Origin of the sequence: Serratia sp. BNK-23, from assembly GCF_047456145.1 — a bacterium.
GTDB classification, from domain to species: Bacteria; Pseudomonadota; Gammaproteobacteria; order Enterobacterales; family Enterobacteriaceae; genus Serratia; species Serratia nematodiphila.
In genome coordinates, this window is record NZ_CP179900.1 from 1663891 (window position 1) to 1676623 (window position 12733).

The 12733-nt window shown below is 64.1% G+C and carries 13 protein-coding genes; 10 read left to right on the forward strand and 3 right to left on the reverse strand.

The features are described from left to right. Nucleotides 1-2 precede the first annotated feature (2 nt). The 7 genes from citX to dhbA all read left to right on the forward strand — a co-directional run bounded on the left by citX (nt 3) and on the right by dhbA (nt 7375). Nucleotides 3-551 carry a citrate lyase holo-[acyl-carrier protein] synthase gene (citX, locus tag ACMGF9_RS07810; protein ID WP_021505420.1) on the forward strand — a complete coding sequence of 183 codons (549 nt, stop codon included), beginning with the start codon at nt 3-5 and terminating at the stop codon, nt 549-551. Then, nucleotides 532-1416, forward strand: a complete 885-nt coding sequence (citG, locus tag ACMGF9_RS07815) for a triphosphoribosyl-dephospho-CoA synthase CitG (RefSeq protein WP_076740671.1) — start codon at nt 532-534, stop codon at nt 1414-1416. Before citX ends, citG begins: the two co-directional genes overlap by 20 nt. Before the next feature lie 25 nt (nt 1417-1441). Next, nucleotides 1442-2905: an anion permease gene (locus ACMGF9_RS07820; RefSeq protein WP_015378437.1), complete on the forward strand. Its 1464-nt coding sequence runs from the start codon at nt 1442-1444 to the stop codon at nt 2903-2905. Nucleotides 2906-3051: 146 nt separating this feature from the next. Further along, the gene (agp, locus tag ACMGF9_RS07825; protein ID WP_197753331.1) at nt 3052-4281 is read left to right on the forward strand and encodes a bifunctional glucose-1-phosphatase/inositol phosphatase; all 1230 of its coding nucleotides are present in this window, start codon (nt 3052-3054) and stop codon (nt 4279-4281) included. 162 nt (nt 4282-4443) lie between these two features. Then, the gene (locus tag ACMGF9_RS07830) at nt 4444-5136 is read left to right on the forward strand and encodes a 4'-phosphopantetheinyl transferase family protein (RefSeq protein WP_414160188.1); all 693 of its coding nucleotides are present in this window, start codon (nt 4444-4446) and stop codon (nt 5134-5136) included. A gap of 189 nt (nt 5137-5325) precedes the next feature. After that, nucleotides 5326-6516: an isochorismate synthase MenF gene (locus ACMGF9_RS07835; protein ID WP_015378432.1), complete on the forward strand. Its 1191-nt coding sequence runs from the start codon at nt 5326-5328 to the stop codon at nt 6514-6516. 100 nt (nt 6517-6616) lie between these two features. Further along, nucleotides 6617-7375, forward strand: coding sequence for a 2,3-dihydro-2,3-dihydroxybenzoate dehydrogenase (gene dhbA, locus ACMGF9_RS07840; RefSeq protein ID WP_031300685.1), 759 nt, complete (start codon nt 6617-6619; stop codon nt 7373-7375). Between the two features lies 1 nt (nt 7376). Here the strand turns inward: dhbA and rarD are convergent, their stop codons facing one another. Continuing rightward, entirely contained in the window at nt 7377-8255 is an 879-nt protein-coding gene (rarD, locus tag ACMGF9_RS07845) for an EamA family transporter RarD (RefSeq protein ID WP_076740674.1), read from the reverse strand. Nucleotides 8256-8394: 139 nt separating this feature from the next. On the opposite strand from rarD, the gene alkB reads away from it, so the two are divergent. Next, on the forward strand, nt 8395-9042 hold the full coding sequence (alkB, locus tag ACMGF9_RS07850; RefSeq protein WP_016927095.1) for a DNA oxidative demethylase AlkB: 648 nt from the start codon (nt 8395-8397) through the stop codon (nt 9040-9042). Here alkB and ACMGF9_RS07855 read toward each other — a convergent pair. Beyond that, nucleotides 9025-9960, reverse strand: coding sequence for a LysR family transcriptional regulator (locus ACMGF9_RS07855; protein ID WP_004940829.1), 936 nt, complete (start codon nt 9958-9960; stop codon nt 9025-9027). The genes alkB and ACMGF9_RS07855 overlap by 18 nt on opposite strands. 86 nt (nt 9961-10046) lie before the next feature. Here ACMGF9_RS07855 and ACMGF9_RS07860 point away from each other — a divergent pair, with 86 nt between their 5' ends. Next, nucleotides 10047-10679 (forward strand): hypothetical protein, encoded by a 633-nt coding sequence (locus ACMGF9_RS07860; protein ID WP_076740790.1) that lies wholly within the window; start codon nt 10047-10049, stop codon nt 10677-10679. A gap of 9 nt (nt 10680-10688) precedes the next feature. On the opposite strand, the gene ACMGF9_RS07865 is transcribed toward ACMGF9_RS07860, so the two are convergent. Next, a complete protein-coding gene (locus ACMGF9_RS07865) occupies nt 10689-10931 on the reverse strand; it encodes a hypothetical protein (RefSeq protein WP_004940831.1) in 243 nt (80 codons plus the stop codon). A gap of 241 nt (nt 10932-11172) precedes the next feature. Here ACMGF9_RS07865 and ACMGF9_RS07870 point away from each other — a divergent pair, with 241 nt between their 5' ends. Next, on the forward strand, nt 11173-12732 hold the full coding sequence (locus tag ACMGF9_RS07870; RefSeq protein WP_240437455.1) for a TIGR04028 family ABC transporter substrate-binding protein: 1560 nt from the start codon (nt 11173-11175) through the stop codon (nt 12730-12732). The last annotated feature ends 1 nt before the right edge of the window (nt 12733 follow it).

A 12733-nucleotide genomic window follows, 5' to 3' on the forward strand; every position in this document is an offset into this window, starting at 1 on the left:
CGATGGCCGTCGTCGATCCTCAACTGGCCGCCGAACGCGCGGTCAGCCTGCCGGAGCTGCTCACCAGCCGCGAATGCCGCCAGGCGCGCCAGCAGGCGTGGCTGGCGCAGCACCAGTGCACGCTGCTGGTGCTGACGCTGGTCGTCCCCGGCCCGGTGAAGGACAGCGCGCTGACGCGCGGCATCTTCAACCTCGGCTGGGCGGCGCTGCTGCGGCTGTGCGCCGAACAGGGATGGCCCAGCCCGCAGGCCGAGGCGCTGGCGCTCGCCACCGGCTGCGAAGGTTTTGTGGCGCTGCGCGCCGACGCCCAGCGGGTGAAAGATTGCGCCATGCAGCTGGAGGTGAGCCGCCCGATCGGCCGGCTGTGGGACATCGACGTGCTGGATACGCAGGGGCGCATTTTGTCGCGCCGCGACATCGGCCTGCCGGAACGGCGCTGCCTGCTGTGTGGCCAACCGGCCAAGATCTGCGCCCGCCAGCGGCGGCATAGCAGCGAGCAGCTGCTGCATGAAATGGAAAGGATGTTCAACGATGCGCTCTCTGCCGATTAACCTGCCCGCCCGCCGTGCCGAACCGGCCTGCGACTTCGCCCGCGCCGCCTTTCGCGCGCTGCTGGTGGAAGTCAACCTCACGCCCAAGCCGGGGCTGGTGGATCGCCATAACACCGGCGCCCACCGCGATATGGATCTCGGGCATTTTTACCGTAGCGCCCGCGCTATCGGCGTGTGGCTGCCGCGCTTTATCCAGCGCGGGCGCGAAGACGCGGCTCTGCCGGCAGAACAGCAGCTGGCGCGGCTGCGGCCGCTCGGCCTGGCCTGCGAAAACCAGATGTTTCGCGCCACCGGCGGCATTAACACCCACAAGGGCAGCGTGTTTTCGCTCGGGTTGCTGTGCGCCGCCTTCGGCCGCCTGCAGCAGCAGGGGCGCGCCATCGGCGCAGCGGCGCTGTGCGCCGAAACGGCGGCGATGTGTCGGGGGCTGGTGGACCGCGAGCTGCGGCGCAACAACGCCGGGCAGACCGCCGGCCAGCGGCTGTTCGCGGCCTACGGCCTCAGCGGCGCGCGCGGCGAGGCGGAGGCCGGTTTTCGGCTGGTGCTGGATGGCGCGCTGCCGCTGTATCGGCAACGGTTGGCCGCCGACGGCGACGAACAGCGGGCGCTGCTGGACAGTCTGCTGTGGCTGATGGCCCACAACGGTGACACCAACGTCGCCTCGCGCGGCGGCCTGCAAGGGCTGCGCTGGCTGCGGCGCCGGGCGGCGTTGCTGCTGGCGCAGGGCGGCTCGGCCGGGGAGGCGGGCCTGGCGCGCCTGCGGCGCTTCGATGCCGACTGCATTGCCCGCAACCTCAGCCCCGGCGGCAGCGCCGACTTGTTGATAGTGACCTGGCTGCTGGCGCAGCTGGGTGCCCAAGAATAATAACCAAGCCTTCAGGAGAGTCCCTATGTCCCAAACCCAGGAAAAGATCTGGAAAGCGATAGCGCCGCTGGCGGTGCTCGCGATCCTGTTATTGATACCGGTGCCCGACGGCATGCCGCCGCAGGCCTGGCACTACTTCGCCATCTTTGTGGCGATGATCGTCGGCATGATTCTGGAGCCGATCCCGGCCACCGCCATCAGTTTTATCGCGGTGACCGTCAGCGTGCTGAGCGCCAACTGGGTGCTGTTCGGCGCGCAGGAACTGGCGGAGCCGGGCTTCAAGGCCGGTAAAGAGGCGCTGAAATGGGGGCTGGCGGGCTTCTCCAGCACCACCGTCTGGCTGGTGTTCGGCGCCTTTATTTTTGCGCTGGGCTACGAGGCCACCGGGCTGGGGCGGCGCATCGCGCTGTTCCTGGTGAAGTTCATGGGCAAGCGCACGCTGACGCTGGGCTATGCGGTGGTGATCATCGATATCCTGCTGGCGCCGTTCACGCCGTCCAACACCGCGCGCACCGGCGGCACCGTGTTCCCGGTGGTGAAAAACCTGCCGCCGCTGTTCGACTCTTTCCCTAACGATCCCTCCTCGCGCCGCATCGGCGGTTACCTGATGTGGATGATGGTGGTCGGCACCAGCATCAGCTCCTCGATGTTCGTCACCGGCGCCGCGCCGAACGTGCTGGGCATCGAGTTCGTCGGCAAGATCGCCGGGGTGCATATCAGCTGGATGCAATGGTTCCTGGCGTTCCTGCCGGTCGGCCTGCTGCTGCTGATCATCGCGCCGCTGATCTCCTACTATCTGTACAAACCGGGCGTGACCCACAGCAGCGAAGTGGCCGCCTGGGCGGATACCGCGCTGGGGGAAATGGGTAAGCTGACGCGCAAGGAATACACCCTGATCGGCCTGGTGTTGCTCAGCCTGTGCCTGTGGGTGTTCGGCGGCAAGGTGCTGGACGCCACCGCGGTGTGCCTGTTGGCGGTGTCGCTGATGCTGGCGCTGCACGTGGTGTCGTGGAAAGAAATCACCAAATATTCCAGCGCCTGGAATACGCTGGTTAACCTGGCGACGCTGGTGGTGATGGCCAACGGCCTGACGCGCTCCGGCTTTATCGACTGGTTCGCCCAGACCATGAGCACCCACCTGGACGGCTTCTCGCCGAACATGACGGTGGTGGCGCTGGTGCTGGTGTTCTACTTCGCCCACTACCTGTTCGCCAGCCTGTCGGCGCACACCGCCACCATGCTGCCGGTGATCCTGGCGGTCGGCAAAGGGCTGCCGGGCGTGCCGATGGAGCAGCTGTCGATGCTGCTGGTGCTGTCGATCGGCATCATGGGCGTGCTGACGCCGTACGCCACCGGGCCGGGGGTCATCATCTACGGCTGCGGCTACGTGAAATCGAAAGACTACTGGCGCCTGGGCGGCATTCTCGGCGTGGTGTACATCGCCGCGCTGCTGCTGATCGGCTGGCCGATCATGAGCCTGTGGTACTGAGTTGACGCACAGCGGCCGCCGCCCGGTGGCCGCTGGTACGATCTTTTCCCGTGAACCCTGTCACACACTTGTCACACTAACCCCGCCATCATACTCAGGCAAACGCTAACACCTTAAAAATAATCATTTTCCGGGAGCCTCTGCGGATGAGAAAAAAAACGTTATTGCTGTGCCTGCCCTTGTTATTCACCGGGAACGCGCTGGCGGAAGCCGGCGGTTATCAACTGGAACAGGTGCTGGTGATGAGCCGCCATAACCTGCGCGCGCCGCTGGCCAACAACGGCAGCGTGCTGGCGCAGTCCACGCCGAAGGCCTGGCCGGCCTGGGAAACGCCGGGCGGCCAGCTGACCACCAAGGGCGGGGTGCTGGAAGTGTACATGGGGCACTACTTCAACGCCTGGCTGAAGCAGACCGGCCTGTTGCCGCAAGAGGGCTGCCCGACCGCCGGCAGCGTGTACGTCTACGCCAACAGCCTGCAGCGCACGGTGGCCACCGCGCAGTTCTTCAGCAACGGCGCGTTCCCGGGCTGCGACGTCAGCGTGCACCATCAGGACAAGATGGGCGAGATGGACCCGACCTTCAACCCGATCATCACCGACACCGGCGAAGCCTTCAACCAGCAGGCGCTGGCGGCGATGAACGCCGCGCTGGGATCGCTGAAGCTGGACGCCTCTTATCAACAGCTGGCGAAGATCATCGATTACAAGGATTCCGCCGCCTGCAAGACCGACAAACACTGCGATCTGACCAAAGAAGCCAGCGTGATGAGCGCGGTGCCGGGCAAAGAGCCGGGCGTCTCCGGCCCGCTGCGGGTGGGCAACTCGCTGGTGGACGCCTTTATGCTGCAGTACTACGAAGGTTTCCCGATGAAAGAGGTGGCCTGGGGCAAAATCGTCACCCCGCAGCAGTGGAAGCAGCTGGCGCAGTTGAAAGACGGCTATCAGGATTCGCTGTTCACCTCGCCGGTGGTGGCGCAAAACGTCGCCAAGCCGCTGCTGACCTACATCAACAACGCGCTGCTCGGCGAGCGTAAACCGGACGCGCCGAAGCTGACGGTGCTGGTCGGCCACGATTCCAATATCGCCTCGTTGCTGTCGGCCATGCAGTTCCAGCCGTATCAGCTGCCGCAGCAGTACGAGAAAACGCCGATCGGCGGCAAGCTGGTGTTCCAGCGCTGGCGCGACGCGCAGAACGATCGTGAATTGCTGAAGATCGAGTACGTCTATCAGTCCACCGAACAGCTGCGCAAGGCGACGCCGCTGACGCTGCAAACCCCGCCGCAGCGGGTAACGCTGGCGCTGAAAGGCTGCCCGATCGACAAGGACGGTTTCTGCGCCTGGAGCGATTTCGAGAAGACCATGAAGGGCATCCTGTAATGCCCAGCCTCTCTCCCGAATGCGGGGGAGAGGCATTTTCCCCACTTCGTCCAACGCGCCGCCGCGCGGGACTTAACGCCATTTATTTTGCCCAGGGTCATTGTTGCAGGCCGTTTCGGGGGCTAACATCATCAGCCTGCCTGCTTATCATGGATACCGCCGTTGCCCACTTTTATCCGCAATATCGAATTTTTCACGCCGGACGGTTATCCGGGCCAGGTGGCGCGCTGCCAGTTTGCGCTGGCGGATTACCGCGACGAGAGTTATCCCGAGGCAGGTTTTACGTTGCCGGACCATCTGGCGCGCGCGGTGCCGAAACGCCGTGCGGAGTATCTGGCCGGACGTGTTCTGGCGCGCCAGCTGCTGGCGCCACTCGGTTTCGCCGACTTCACCCTGGCGCGCGGCGAAGACCGCGCGCCGCAGTGGCCGCCGGGCATTGCCGGGGCGTTGAGCCATAATTCGCATACCGCGCTGTGCGCCGTGCACCGCGAGAGCGGGCTGGGCGGCGTGGGGCTGGACGTGGAGACGTTGCTGTCCGTGGAGCGAGCTGAGGAGCTGTGGAGCGCGATCGTTTCACCGGCGGAGCGCGAGGCGTTGCTAGGCGAAACGCTGCCGTTCAACGCGCTGCTGACGCTGACGTTTTCCGCCAAAGAGAGCCTGTTTAAGGCGCTGTATCCGCAGGTGCGTTGTTACTTCGATTTTCTTGATGCGCGCATGACGGCCGTGGATGTGCAGCGGCAGACGTTCGTATTAGAGCTGCTTAAGACATTGACGCCGCATTGCGCCGCCGGGCGCCGGTTCAGCGGGCATTTTTGGCGTGAAGGTGACGACGTCACGACCTTTATTTTTTGCTAAAATACAATAATAACAATGTGTTATTTCTTTCCGTGCCGTAACGCGGATTTGACGCAGCGGGCGGAAAGATTCATTCATCGGAGATTGACCCACGGTGGGGAACCGGTGTAATTTACCACCCCTTTACAGCTAATGATAACTATTCGCATAAACATTATCATTGGTGAGGCGCAACAAAGGAGTGGTCTTGTGGCGACACTGACGACAGAAAACCAAACCTTCCCCGGGTTTGCGTACGCCGAACAATCGACCTTTTTGTACCGGTCCGAATTCCGTTCCCTCTCCGCCAGCGGCGTGTTCGAGCGCATTGAGACGCCGGCGTTCGGCGGCGAGCAGGAAGACAGCGCGCTGGCGCAGCATATCCGCCAGGCGTTGGCGCGCGCCAAAGCCGCCGGCCAGGCGGCACCGGTGGTGGTGGGCGCCATTCCGTTCGATACGCGCCGGCCTTCCAGCCTGTACGTGCCTGAAAACTGCCAGTTTGTCGCCAACGACAGCTTTACCCGCGCCGCGCGCCCGATGCTGCAACAGCCGCATCGCCTGGTCGCCTGCACCAGCATTCCGGACGAGCCGCGCTTCAAGCACGCGGTGGCGGAAGCGGTCAGCCGCTTCAAACAAGGCAAGCTGGACAAGGCGGTGCTGTCGCGCATCCTCGACATCGAGCTGGAGCAGCCGGTGGCGGGCCACCAAATCCTCAATAACCTGATGGTGCAGAACCCGACCGGATACCACTTCTCCCTGCCGCTGGCCGATGGCGGCGTGCTGCTCGGCGCCAGCCCGGAGCTGCTGATCCGCAAGCAGGGCGGCGAGATCCACACCAATCCGCTGGCGGGGTCGGCGCGCCGTCAGGACGATGCGCGGCAGGATCGCCTCGGCAGCGAGCGCCTGATGCGCTCGACCAAAGACAAATACGAACACAAACTGGTGATCGACGACATTCGTCGGCGCCTGGCGCCGCTGTGCGCCAGCCTGAGCGTGCCGAGCGGCCCGTCGCTGCTCAGCACCGGCACCATGTGGCACCTGTCCACCCGCATTCGCGGCGAGTTGCTGAATCCGGCGCTCAACGTGATGCAGCTGGCCTGCCTGCTGCATCCGACGCCGGCGCTGTGCGGCTTCCCGACCGAGAGCGCCCGCCAGCTGATCGCCGATCTGGAGCCGCACGATCGCGGCCTGTTCAGCGGCATCGTCGGCTGGTGCGACGCCAACGGCGACGGCGAGTGGGCGATCGTCATCCGCAGCGGCCTGCTGCGCGGCAACCGGGTGCGGCTGTTCGCCGGCGCGGGGATCGTCGCCGCCTCGACGCCGCAGTCCGAGTGGATGGAAACCGCCGCCAAACTGGGCACCATGCTCAACGCTTTCGGCCTGAACAGCGGCGCGCTGTAGGGCCACTTTGCGGCGCAGCGCGCCGCATCACATGCTTTTCGCAGGAGACAACGATGAACAACAACATGACCCGGCTGTGCGCCCGGATGGCGGTGCGCGCATGAGCATTCAGATGGATTTCACCGGCAAACGCGTGTGGGTGACCGGCGCGGCGCGCGGCATCGGCGAGCAGATCGCCCGGCATTTTTTGACGCAGGGCGCCGAGGTGGTGGGGTTTGACCGCGAGTTCGCCAACCCGGATCTGCCTTACCCTTGCGTGACGCTGGACATCAGCCGGCCGGAGCAGGTGGAGGCGGTGTGCCGCCAACAGCTGGCGGAAAACCCGCGACTGGACGTGTTGGTCAATGCCGCCGGCATTCTGCGCATGGGCAATACTGAAGATCTGAGCGTGGATGACTGGCACCAGTGCATCAACGTCAACGCCTCGGGGGCGTTTTACCTGTTCCGCGCCGTGCTGCCGCACTTCAAGGCGCAGCGCAGCGGCGCGATCGTCAGCATCGGCTCCAACGCCGCGCACGTGCCGCGCGCGCAGATGGCGGCCTACTGCGCCTCCAAGGCGGCGCTGACCAGCCTGAACCACTGCGTGGGGCTGGAGATGGCGCCGTTCGGCGTGCGCTGCAATCTGGTGTCGCCGGGCTCGACCGACACGCCGATGCAGCGCGGCATGTGGCAGACCGACGATGCACAGCAGCGCACCATCGCCGGCTTCCCCGAGCTGTTCAAACTGGGGATCCCGCTGGGTAAAATCGCCCGCCCGGACGAGATCGCCAACGCGGTGTTGTTCCTGGCCTCCGACTTGGCCAGCCACATCACCATGCAGGATATCGTGATCGACGGCGGCGCCACGCTGGCCGCCTGAGTCAGACCCGCTGGCGGCGCAGCAGGTGTTGCGCACCTTCCGCCGCCAGCAGCAGCACCGCCAGCCAGATCGCCAGATAGGTTGGCCACTCGCTTTGGCTGATGCTCTCGCCGAGCAGCAGCGCGACGATCACCAGCAGCACCGGTTCCACATAGCTCAGCAGGCCGAACAGGCTGAACGGCAGCAGGCGGCTGGCGAGGATGTAGCACACCAATGCCACGGCGCTGATGACGCCGAGCAGCGGAATGCGCCAATACAGCTCGGCATTGATCTGCAACGCCGCGGCGCCACCGTCGCCGAAGGCGAACCAGGCCGCAGCCGGCAGCATCAGCGCCAGCTCGCACCACAGCCCGCCGAGATTGTCGGTGCCGAAACGCCGCCGCAAAATAAAGTAGAGCGGATAACCCAGCGCCACCACCAGCGTCGGCCACGACACGCCACCCGCCTGATACAGCTCATTGCCCACCCCCACCATGGCGCATGCCACCGCCAGTTTTTGCAGCAGCGACAGCCGATCGCGGTAAATCAAACGGCCCACCAGCACCATCGTCAGCGGCAGCAGAAAATAACCGAGCGATACGTCGAGCGCCTTGCCGTGCAGCGGCGCCCACAGGAACAGCCACAGCTGCACCCCCAGCAGCGCCGAGGTGAGCAGCAGGCCCAGCAGACGCGGCGGCCGTTGGCCGATCCAGGCCAGCGTGTCGCCCACCTTGCGCCAATCGCCGGACAGCGCCATGAACAGCGTCAGGAACGGCAGCGTCAGCAGCGTGCGCCAGCCGTAGACCTGCTCGCCGTTCAGCGGGGTGAGGGTAGAGGTGAAGTAATACATCGCGCCGAACAAGATGGAGGCGACGACTGAAAGAGTGATGCCCTTAATCACACGCATTCCTGGTGAGTGATTGATTTTATGGCGGCTACTGTAGAGAAATTTGCCGCCAACAACAATGGCGCCGCCGGGCGCTGGACAATCGGCGGCGGCGGGTTACAATGGGTACTGTGTATTCATACAGGTTTTGGCGATGACAATCGATCTTTTTGAAGACGCGCTGCCGCCGCCGTGGCGCGAAGAGATCGCCCCCGGCGCGGTGGTGATGCACGGCTTCGTGCGCGATCACGGGCCGGCACTGCTGGCGGCGGTGCAGGGCGTGGTGGCGCAGGTGCCGTGGCGGCATTTGACCACCCCCGGCGGGCACGTGATGTCGGTGGCGATGAGCTGGTGCGGCAACGGCTGGACCAGCGACAGCCGGGGCTACCGCTATTCGGAACGCGACGCGCGCAGCGGCAAACGCTGGCCGGCCATTCCGCCGATCCTGATGGCGCTGGCGGACGAAGCTGCGCAGCAGGCGGGCTTCGGCCCCTTCGTGCCGGATTCCTGCCTGATGAACCGTTACGATCCGGGCAGCAAGCTGTCGCTGCATCAGGATAAAGACGAACACGACTTCGGCGCGCCGATCGTCTCGGTGTCGCTCGGGCTGCCGGCGGTGTTTCAGTTCGGTGGCCTGCAACGCAGCGACCGGGCGCGGCGCATTCCGCTGGCGCACGGCGATGTGGTGGTGTGGGGCGGCCCATCTCGGCTCTGTTTTCACGGCATCCTGCCGGTCAAGGAAGGCTACCACTCGCTGGTGGGGCCGCACCGCATCAACATCACGCTACGCAAGGCGCTTTAGCTGCGGCTCCTGCGCCAGGCAGGCGACGAGATAGTCGATAAACACCCGCAGTTTGGGCGGCAGATACTGGTTGGGCGCGTAGAGCAACCACAGGCCGCCGTGATAGCTGCTGAGAAAATCCCATTCCGGCAACACCTGCACGATCTCGCCGTCGTCGAGCGCCTGGCGGGCGGTAAAGTACGGCAGGCTGCCGATGCCGATATGGCGTTTCACCGCGTCCAGCCGCACGCCGGTGTGGTTGGCGGCGTAGCGGCCGCGCACGTTGACCGTCACCGTTTTGCCGCTGCGGCGGAATTTCCATTGCGCGTCGCTCGGCGTTTCCCCCAGATAGATGCAGCTGTGCGCCGCCAGATCGTGCGGATGCTGCGGTGTGCCGTGCTGCGCCAGGTAGTGCGGCGTGGCGCACAGCAGATGGTCTATTCTCATCAACTGGCGGCCGATCAACCCGGGCGAGGGGCGATCGGTAATGCGCAGCGCCAGATCGACCCGATCGTCTATCAAATCCATGTAGCGATCTTCCAGCCGCAGCCTCACGTCCACCTTCGGGTAGCGGCGCAGGAACTCCGGCATGTGCGGATGCAGCACGAAGCGGCCCACCGCTTTGGGTACGCTGACGCTGACCAGCCCTTCGGGCTCCGCGGCGCCGCGCCCGCCGATCGCCATGACCGCGTCGGCCGCCGCCAGCAGGGTGCGGCAGTGCGCAAACACCTCTTCGCCGCTTTCGCTCAGCCGCAGTTTGCGGGTGGTGCGGTGCAGCAGCTGCAGCGTCAGCGCCTGTTCGAGCTTCGCCACGCTGCGGCTGACGGCGGAAGGCGAAGCGCCCAGCTTGCGGGCGGCGGCGGAAAAGCTGCCGCTCTCTACCACCTGAACGAAAACGGCCATTTCGGCCAACAGCGCGTAAGAAAGATTTGTGCTCATGACGCAAAAGTCCATTGTGATGGCGGCGGATTATCCTCCGATTATGGCATGAATATAATGGCTCTCCGAACCGAGGAGAAAAAATGATGACCGAGCGACGTTATTACTACAGCGACGATTTACAGGGCCAGGCGCGGGTGTTGAGCTGTGCGCCGGCCGAGGCGGGCGCTTACGCCGTGGAACTGGACGCCACGCTGTTCCACCCGCAGGGCGGCGGCCAACCTTCCGATGTGGGGTCGTTAGGCGACGTTACCGTGCTGCGGGTGCAGCAGCAGGGGGATACCGTGGTGCACTTTACCGCCGCGCCGCTGCCGAACGGGCCGGTGACGATGCAAATCGATGAAGCGCAGCGTCGGCTGCACGCCCGCTGGCACTCCGCTGGGCATCTGATCGGCTGGTTGGGCGAAACCCGGGGCTGGCGGCCGGTCAAGGCGCATCATTGGCCGGGGGAAGGGCGCATCACTTTCGCGCCGGGAGCGGATGCGCAGACGATAGAAGCGGACTTTTTGCAGGCGGAGCTGATGCGTTTGATCGCCGCCGATCTGCCGCGCCGCCAGCAGGCGGTGGACGGCCTGCGCCAGGTCGGCTTCGGCGAGCTGCCCGCCTACGGCTGTGGCGGCACCCATGTCGCCGCGCTGGGCGAGGTGGGCGCGATCGCGATTACCGGCCTAAAGATGAAGAAAGGGCAATTGAACGTGCAATATGAGCTGGGTGAATAAGGGGGCGGTTCAGCGCCCGGCCTGCCGCAGCTGGGTGCAGAATGCGCATTGGCATCCCGCCACCGGCACCGCCGCGCAGCTGCCGATGCTCACCGGCTGGGCGTCCATGGCGTGAAAGCCGTAAAACAGATTTTCGATGTTTTGTTCCGCCACCCGCGCCTGCTCCGGGCGCGGTTCGGGCACTTTCGACTGAAACGCTGCGGCCTTGCCGGCCAGCAGGCTGAGAAACAACAGCGACAGCTGGATTTTCATCGTCGTCTTCCTTTGGCTGAGGTTTTGATACTTTATAACAGATTGCATTCGCCGCCAAGCGACGCGTCTTGTGCGATTTACACCATTGGTTAGCGAAATTAGTTCGTTCAATTCCCCGCCGATTTGGTTTGTTATCTAACCCATAACTTTCAGAAATAATATGGGTGCGGCACTAATGTTTAATTTTTCTTTCAAGGTATTAACCGGTGGAATAGCGGTGGCGTTAGGAGGGGCGGCGGCGATGAGCCCGGCGTTGGCGGCGGTGCAGGGCGGCACGCTGATCTACCTCGAACAACAGGCTCACACCAATCTTTATCCGCCTTCCGGCGGGTTTTACCCCAACGGCGGTATTCTCAATCAGATCACCGACAAGCTGACTTACCAGAACCCCAAGACGCTGGAGATTGAACCCTGGATCGCCGAGTCCTGGAGCAGCAACGCCGACAAAACCGAATACACTTTCAAGCTGCGCCCCGGCGTGACTTTCTCCGACGGCACGCCACTGGACGCCAACGCGGTGGCGAAGAACTTCGACACCTACGGGCTGGGCAACAAGGAGAAACGCCTGCCGGTTTCCGAGGTGATCAATAACTACCAGCGCAGTGAAGTGGTGGATCCGCTGACGGTTAAATTCCATTTCACGCGATCGTCGCCGGGTTTCCTGCAGGGCACCGCCACTATCGGCTCCGGGTTGGTATCGCTCAGCACGCTGAACCGCAGCTACGACGAACTGGGCGATGCGCGCCATATCATCGGTTCCGGTCCGTTTGTGGTCAGCGGCGAAACGCTGGGGCGTGAGGTCGAGCTTAGCGCCCGTAAGGATTATGACTGGGGGCCGGTCAAATCGCCCCAACAAGGGCGAGCCAATCTGGACGGCATCAAGGTGATCGTCACCGGCGAGGACAGCGTGCGCATCGGTGCGCTGCAGGCCGGGCAGGCGGATTTTATCCGCCAGATCCAGGCCTATGACGAGAAGCAAACGCAGGATCAGGGCTTTATCATTTATGCCGCACCGACGCGCGGCGTCAACGACAGCATCGCTTTCCGGCCGGATAACCCGCTGGTGGCCGATCTGCGCGTGCGTCAAGCGCTGCTGCATGCCACCGACAGCAAGCAGATCGTCGATACGCTGTTCTCCGCCAACTACCCGCAGGCCAAATCGGTGATCGCCTCCTCGGCCGCCGGCTTTGTCGATCTGTCCGACAAGCTGAAATTTGACCCGCAACAGGCCAACCGGCTGTTGGATGAAGCGGGTTGGAAAAAGGGCGGCGACGGGCTGCGGGAAAAGGACGGCAAGAAGCTGGTGCTGACGGTGTATGAATCGTTGCCGCAGCCGCAGAACAAGGCGGTGTTGCAGCTGGTTTCTCAGCAGTGGGGGAAAGTCGGCGCGCGGCTGAACATTCTGGCGGGCGACGCCGGCAGCCGGGTGGCGGATAATCTCGACCCACAGAAAACCCCGGCGACGGTGGTGGAGGTGGGGCGCGCCGATCCGGACGTGATTAAAAGTCAGTTTTACCCAACCAACCGCGACGGGCTGCTGCAGAAGGGCGGCACCAGCAGCAACAGCAACTTTAACGATGACAAGCTGAATGCCCTGCTGCTCGGCATTGCCTCCGAGGTTGATGCGCAACAACGCCTGCAGATCGCCGGCGAGGCGCAAAACTACCTGATTGACCAAGCCTACGTGATCCCGTTTTTTGAGGAGCCGCAGGTGTTCGCTGGTGCGCCTTATTTGAAGGGGGTGAGTTTCGAAGCGGTCGGTCGCCCGAGCTTCTACGGCGCCTGGTTAGAGAAACATTAAG

Coding starts and splice junctions, on each gene's coding strand:
- citG (WP_076740671.1), top strand. CDS start 532: ATGCGCTCTCTGCCGATTAACCTGCCCGCCCGCCGTGCCGAACCGGCC.
- alkB (WP_016927095.1), top strand. CDS start 8,395: ATGACAATCGATCTTTTTGAAGACGCGCTGCCGCCGCCGTGGCGCGAA.
- ACMGF9_RS07820 (WP_015378437.1), top strand. CDS start 1,442: ATGTCCCAAACCCAGGAAAAGATCTGGAAAGCGATAGCGCCGCTGGCG.
- dhbA (WP_031300685.1), top strand. CDS start 6,617: ATGAGCATTCAGATGGATTTCACCGGCAAACGCGTGTGGGTGACCGGC.
- ACMGF9_RS07865 (WP_004940831.1), bottom strand. CDS start 10,931: ATGAAAATCCAGCTGTCGCTGTTGTTTCTCAGCCTGCTGGCCGGCAAG.
- ACMGF9_RS07855 (WP_004940829.1), bottom strand. CDS start 9,960: ATGAGCACAAATCTTTCTTACGCGCTGTTGGCCGAAATGGCCGTTTTC.
- agp (WP_197753331.1), top strand. CDS start 3,052: ATGAGAAAAAAAACGTTATTGCTGTGCCTGCCCTTGTTATTCACCGGG.
- citX (WP_021505420.1), top strand. CDS start 3: ATGGCCGTCGTCGATCCTCAACTGGCCGCCGAACGCGCGGTCAGCCTG.
- ACMGF9_RS07870 (WP_240437455.1), top strand. CDS start 11,173: ATGAGCCCGGCGTTGGCGGCGGTGCAGGGCGGCACGCTGATCTACCTC.
- ACMGF9_RS07860 (WP_076740790.1), top strand. CDS start 10,047: ATGACCGAGCGACGTTATTACTACAGCGACGATTTACAGGGCCAGGCG.